The organism is Vibrio sp. (assembly GCF_050299255.1).
In the GTDB taxonomy this organism is placed as follows: Bacteria; Pseudomonadota; Gammaproteobacteria; order Enterobacterales; family Vibrionaceae; genus Vibrio.
Genome location: NZ_JBNKVP010000008.1, coordinates 77,111 through 83,110, shown reverse-complemented (window position 1 = coordinate 83,110; position 6,000 = coordinate 77,111). Strand labels below are relative to the sequence as shown.

The window sequence follows — 6,000 nt, the reverse complement described above, 5'->3', positions numbered from 1 at the left end:
ATGTAAATAGTGCAGCGGAGCACATTATGCGTGCAACGGGATGTATTCAATATAAAAAGTGCTTTTTGTAGGATTTGATCTTGTATTTATTGAGTATTATCTGAATAAAAATCTAACATCTTTATAAAATTTGGTCGTAAATTGTTGGTTATAGAAATTTGGGGTGCTGAAAGTGCACCATTTTTGCTAGTATCGACTGATATCGGAACACTTATTCAAGGAATGACATGCAGTATTTTCCACTGTTTTTTGATTTACATAACAAACCGGTTCTGGTTGTTGGCGGTGGCGAGGTAGCCTGCCGCAAAGTTGAGGCGCTGATTCGTGCGGGAGCAAATGTGACTGTGGTTTCACCTAAGATCGAAAAGTACCTCAAGCAACAAGTCCGGGAACAGAAATGTCAGTGGGTACAGAACTTCTATTCCTCCGAACTGATAGAGAGTCATTTCGTCCAGGTGTGGGCGACCACAGACAATCCGGAGCTTAATCATAGAGTTCATGCTGACGCCAAAAAACGCGGCATTATGGTCAATGTTGTCGACGATTTGCCATATTGTGACTTTATTACGCCTTCGATGGTAAACCGTGGCCGGATACAAATTGCGATCTCTAGTGGTGGCGGCTCTCCGGTGTTGGTACGTAAACTCCGTGAAAAGATAGAATCGGTATTGCCACAGAATCTGGCTTTGATCGCCGAATTCTCCGCCTCCAAACGAAACTCGATAAAAGAGACCCTTCCAAGCGTTGATTTACGGCGCAAATTTTGGCAAAGATTTTTTTCTTCACCTGAAGTGAACAGTGCTACTGACAGAAAGCAGTTGGAATCAACTTATCGAAATAGTTTAAGTGAGGGTTTTGAGGAACAGGGCAGTTGCTGCTGGATAGAGTTTGGTGAGGATGTAGAGATGCTGTCACTAAAAGCGTTGCAACAAATGCAGCAGGCAGAGCTGGTGCTTCATCATAGTTCGACACCGTTTGAGTTTATTGACCTCTGCCGACGAGATGCGGAACGTCAGCCGTATAAAAGTGCAGAACAACTGGCGGATGTACTCACCAAAGCAAAAGCAGACAAGAAATCGATTTGTGTCTTTGTGCCTAAAGAGCGTAGCAGTTATCAGTTGTTGATTGGCAATCTGCCGGTTTACTTACCCGCGCGTCAAGGCTGACCGCAACGTCAGGTTTTATTTTACGAAAAACCCGCCAAAACGGCGGGTTTCTGTTTAATCAGCGTCTAACAGCTAAAGCGATTAGTCGCGGAAATTTTCATACTGAAACGGTTGACCGAGTTCAGCTTCACGAATCAATGCAATTACTGCTTGCAGGTCGTCACGTTTTTTACCGGTAACGCGAACTTTTTCACCCTGAATAGAGGCCTGAACTTTCAACTTGGCATCTTTGATTGTTTTAACAATCTTTTTCGCCATAGGGGTATCGATACCTTGTTTGAAAATCACATTCTGGTGCCAGAACTTTCCGGTGTGTTCCGGGGTTTGAGCTTCCATCGCATTAACGTCCACACCACGCTTGGTGAGGTTGCCGCGCAGGATGTCGCGTAGCTGCTTGAGCTGGAAGTCACCTTCAGAGCTCAATTTAACGATTTCATCTTTTTGTAGCTCAAAGCTGGCCTGAACGTTGCGAAAATCAAAACGGGTATCGAGTTCACGGGATGAGTTTTCCACCGCATTACGCAGTTCAACGGTATCGATTTCTGATACGATATCAAATGATGGCATGACAATTTCCTTTATTTCGCTGAATGACGTTGTTTAACGGCTTCTGCAAGCATGGCGAGCATGTCGGCAGTATCTTCCCAACTCAGACAAGGGTCAGTAATCGACTGGCCATAGGTCAGGTTGTCCAGGTCATTCATTGGCTGGTTGCCTTCAATTATAAAACTTTCGGCCATGATGCCGGCAATGTGATCGCTGCCGGAACGGATCTGTTCGCAGATATCACGAGCAACATCTATTTGTTTGCGGTGCTGTTTCTGACAGTTAGCATGGCTGAAGTCGACGATCAGCCGTTCTGGCAGATTAAACTTGGCTAATTGCTTGCAGGCCGCTTCCACTGACTTAGCATCATAGTTTGGTCCGTTTTCGCCACCACGTAAAATAACGTGCCCATAAGGGTTGCCACTGGTGCGATAAACGGTCATACGGCCGTTTTTATCCGGCGAATAGAAGTAGTGGGAAGCTTTAGCAGCACGAATTGCGTCAATGGCAATCTTAATATTACCGTTGGTACCGTTTTTAAAGCCTACCGGACAAGAGAGTGCTGACGCCATTTCACGATGAATCTGCGACTCTGTTGTACGTGCGCCAATTGCGCCCCAGGTAATCAAGTCCGCGATGTATTGGCCAGTGATCATGTCAAGAAACTCGGTGGCGGTGGCCAGACCAAGCTTATTGATATCCAGCAATAATTTACGAGCTTTATGTAAGCCTGCTTCCAAAGCATAGGAACCGTCCAGGTTTGGATCGGTGATGAGGCCTTTCCAGCCCACTACTGTGCGAGGTTTTTCAAAGTAAGTGCGCATGACAATAAACAGCTGTTTGTCATACTGCTTTTGTACTGAAGCAAGCCGCTGTGCGTAATCGATGGCAGCATCGGTATCGTGCACAGAGCAAGGGCCTACGATAACCAACAGTCGGTCATCTTCTCCGGTAAGAATCTGCTCTATTTGACGACGTGATTCCGCGATGCGGCTAGCGACATCATCGGTAATCGGATGAGCTTGACCCAGTTCTGATGGTGTTGGCATTGGGCCAAGCGGCTGGGTTCTGAGTTCGTCGGTTTTCAGTGGCATAACTAAGCCTGTATTTCTTGTGGCGAAGCGGTAAAGATAAACGAATTAGCCTTCGGAATAAACTACTTAAAGCGTTTCGGGACGTATTACTTTCCACTGTAGACGTAGTCTAGGAAATTATCGCGTTAACGCACTGTTTGCGCTTGTATTCACTATACTGTCTCGGTATGTTCAGAAAAGCGCAATTAATTTAGTAAATGGAGTAGTAATGAGCTTAGGAAATAAAGTAAATATGCCGGCTGGCTTGGTCATCGGTCAGGCCTTACCGGGGCCAGAGACCCCTGAAGCTTGTCACTTGTATGTTTCGTTAGCGGATATGCTGTTTGAACAGTTGGGTTTTCATCCGGCTTATGAACAAGTATTGAGCCAGTTACCTGACAGCGTCACTTCTGCTATTGAGGCTCTGTTAGGTGATGATCAGGACAACAACTTTGTTGATCGTCTGGTTGCCTCGATTTCAGCAGCATATAAAACTGACTATCGCACCGTCAGAATCAGCCTTAATAGTGCCTGTAGCGACCAACTGGCCTCGTTGCCAGGTGGTGCGGTCGAGACTAAAGAGACCAATCCCGCAATGGGCTTACGTGGTGTATCCCGCTTTGCTTCCGCGATTTTTGCACCAGTATTTGCCCTGGAATGCGAGGTGATTAAACAGCTTCGCACTCAAGGTATTCCGGTTGAAATTGTGGTGCCTTTCGTGCGGACCTTATCCGATGCAGCGAAGATCATTGACTTGCTGGCAGAGCAGGGGTTACCACGAGGTTTAAACGGACTGAAAGTACATTTTGCTGTCGATGTGCCATCGGCGGCCGTGTTGGCAGATCGGTTGCTGCACTATTTTGATGGTGTCGTTATTGATGTCGAGAACCTGGCACAATTTACCCTGGCGGTCGATCGCAATAACCCGGCCCTCAGCTATCTGTATGACCCGGAAAACGATGCTGTTATTGAGTTAATTGAGCTGGTGGTTAAAGCGATTGCAGATACTCACAAGCCGGCACTGGTGGTCGCGACTAAGCTCGCGGATGCGCCGAAACTGAGTAGCTTTCTCGCAGAGCAGCCGCAACTTGAGCTGGTCGAAAAGCAAGCTTGATGAGATCAGCAAGAGCGTCGGCATTTGAATGACTCACTGTTACGCCTGTAATTCCGGGAGTGAATGGCAGTGTGAATTGATTCGCATCCCGATTATGTTAATGAAGTGTTGACAAATATTGCCGCTCAGGCTCAACTGGTCTGATGTGTAATCATATCAGGCCAGCTAATGTTTTCTCCAATTTCTAAAGCAAACCTCTACTTGACCCAGTTTGGCTTCTTTAAAGTTCCCCTCATCTGGTTGTGTCGCCCTAAGATACTTAGGTTTGACGACACCACCGTTGAAGTAAAATTACCGTTCAAACGACGTACCCGTAATCATTTAAACAGCATGTACTTCGGTGCCATGATGATTGGGGCCGAAGTGGCCGGGGGATTTCTTGCGATCAGCAAATCGACCCAGCAGGGCAGAAAAGTCTCATTGGCATTTAAAGCTGTCAGCGCGGAATTCTTAAAACGTCCGGAAGCGGATGTGCACTTTACCTGTCACGATGGTGAGAAAATTGAGCGAATGCTGCAAGAGTCAGCAACCAGCGGCAAGCGGATTAATGAACCTGTGACTATTGTGGCCACTTGTCCGTCACTGCACGGTGATGAACCTATGGCCACGTTTGAGCTGACTCTGTCACTAAAAATGTTATAACTCAGTATACCGGACAGGTGGTCACTAGCTCGACAGCTCATCGCCCAGATCAATTTTCTCTATCGCGACGATTTTGCTTCGGTTGAGCACGATTTTCCAGCGGTAATAGCGGACACCCAGGTCAACATTTTCTTCTTTCACGATCAAATTGACCAAGTGCCGCTTTTCTACCGACTCTTTGCTCACCTGGCCATTATTCACCAGGTACACCTTGTTAGAACCTTTGTCCATCAATCGGGTGAGGAACCCCATGCTGATCATCACTGATTCCCGGGTTTCATCGTAACCACTCATAAAACGAGATGTTGTCATTTCGGTAGAAGAGCGGTAGTGAAGGATCTGTTCTTCCCGTTGAACAACCCGTTTTTTACGAATCAATCGAATTCGGTCTGGTAGCTTGCTTAACTGGGTGTAATCCAACCACTCGGTTTTTTGGCCGACCGCTTTATTGGTGGTGGGATCGTAGAAATGTTTACGCCATTTTGGTCTGCCTTTACGAATCCAGCGCCATAGGACATCACGCAAATCATCTTTGAAGATTTCCCGCAGTGCGTAAACCATCGACATCAGGATTACGAAGGAGAGGGTAATACGGCCCCAATAATCACGCGCACTGATCGCCGCTATGGTAACAAATACCATCACAAATCCGGTGGCGAGCCCCTTGGCTGCCCGGTTCATGTTTTTGCCCAGTGACGTAGTTTTTTCTTTAAGTATTACCGGGTGTTCGATAAGCCGTCGGAGCAGTCGCATCTTATTACTAAGCCGCGTTACGTCGTCACGAACTTTGCTTGAGTTGTAGTGGTTAAGCTTTCGGTGCGCCTGCTCTTTCTCCGCCAGGGTGATTAGCCGTTCTTTTATGGTTTTATAATCGCTGTCTTTGTCTCTGGGCAAGTTAGAAACGAGCGACAGAAATCCCTGTTCAGTGTACCAGGACAGATAGTTATCGATATTGGCGTAGTAGCGTTTGAGATTCTCTTCATAAGGAATACTTCGCCGCAGGCGCTTGAGGATATCAATAGCCAGTTCAATCACTTCATCGACTTCGTCAGCCGAAACCGATTCTTTATCGGTTTTATTTAACTGGCGAATGGATTTGTCCAGCGCAATTACATACTGGTAGGCGAACAGACTAAGGCTGACCCGGTATTGCGTAGACGAGAGATGGCCCCGTTTTGCTAATCGGCTATGTACCAGCGGTAGCAGGGTTTCGTTACTGTAGTATGCTCGCTTTTGACTGATGGCGTTGTAATAGAGTTCGCCCTCGCTAAGCACTTCTGGCCCGAGTCCCAGTTCGCCTGGAATAAAAAGATAGCAGTCCAATTTAGACTTCTTACTGGAAGCCATCGTGTGGGATATTTTGAGGGTAATGCTGTCCTGCTTCTCAACCGTGACCAATGAATACTCCCGTCGATCAGTTAAATTTCCTAAACAGAGTAGCGAAAGGATACCAGAGATT

The 6,000-nt window shown here is 46.8% G+C and carries 6 protein-coding genes; 3 read left to right on the top strand and 3 right to left on the bottom strand.

All coding sequences use genetic code 11. From position 1 onward, the window contains the following. Positions 1-227: 227 nt before the first annotated feature. Positions 228-1,166: an NAD(P)-dependent oxidoreductase gene (locus ACQY6F_RS04590; protein WP_428772538.1), complete on the top strand. Its 939-nt coding sequence runs from the start codon at positions 228-230 to the stop codon at positions 1,164-1,166. 81 nt (positions 1,167-1,247) lie between these two features. Here the strand turns inward: ACQY6F_RS04590 and ACQY6F_RS04585 are convergent, their stop codons facing one another. Together ACQY6F_RS04585 and ACQY6F_RS04580 are read right to left on the bottom strand one after the other, a co-directional pair. Beyond that, a complete protein-coding gene (locus ACQY6F_RS04585; protein ID WP_428772536.1) occupies positions 1,248-1,733 on the bottom strand; it encodes a YajQ family cyclic di-GMP-binding protein in 486 nt (161 codons plus the stop codon). Between the two features lie 11 nt (positions 1,734-1,744). Continuing rightward, a complete protein-coding gene (locus ACQY6F_RS04580) occupies positions 1,745-2,806 on the bottom strand; it encodes a 3-deoxy-7-phosphoheptulonate synthase (RefSeq protein ID WP_428772534.1) in 1,062 nt (353 codons plus the stop codon). Positions 2,807-3,014: 208 nt separating this feature from the next. Here ACQY6F_RS04580 and ACQY6F_RS04575 point away from each other — a divergent pair, with 208 nt between their 5' ends. Continuing rightward, a complete protein-coding gene (locus ACQY6F_RS04575) occupies positions 3,015-3,899 on the top strand; it encodes a putative PEP-binding protein (RefSeq protein ID WP_428772532.1) in 885 nt (294 codons plus the stop codon). A gap of 168 nt (positions 3,900-4,067) precedes the next feature. Further along, positions 4,068-4,541: a DUF4442 domain-containing protein gene (locus ACQY6F_RS04570; RefSeq protein ID WP_428772530.1), complete on the top strand. Its 474-nt coding sequence runs from the start codon at positions 4,068-4,070 to the stop codon at positions 4,539-4,541. Between the two features lie 24 nt (positions 4,542-4,565). Here the strand turns inward: ACQY6F_RS04570 and ACQY6F_RS04565 are convergent, their stop codons facing one another. Continuing rightward, positions 4,566-5,939, bottom strand: coding sequence for a hypothetical protein (locus ACQY6F_RS04565; RefSeq protein WP_428772529.1), 1,374 nt, complete (start codon positions 5,937-5,939; stop codon positions 4,566-4,568). Positions 5,940-6,000 lie beyond the last annotated feature (61 nt).

Bases quoted from the DNA above. Each gene is read 5' to 3' on its own strand.
- ACQY6F_RS04590 (WP_428772538.1), top strand. From the start codon at position 228: ATGCAGTATTTTCCACTGTTTTTTGATTTACATAACAAACCGGTTCTG.
- ACQY6F_RS04585 (WP_428772536.1), bottom strand. From the start codon at position 1,733: ATGCCATCATTTGATATCGTATCAGAAATCGATACCGTTGAACTGCGT.
- ACQY6F_RS04580 (WP_428772534.1), bottom strand. From the start codon at position 2,806: ATGCCACTGAAAACCGACGAACTCAGAACCCAGCCGCTTGGCCCAATG.
- ACQY6F_RS04575 (WP_428772532.1), top strand. From the start codon at position 3,015: ATGAGCTTAGGAAATAAAGTAAATATGCCGGCTGGCTTGGTCATCGGT.
- ACQY6F_RS04570 (WP_428772530.1), top strand. From the start codon at position 4,068: ATGTTTTCTCCAATTTCTAAAGCAAACCTCTACTTGACCCAGTTTGGC.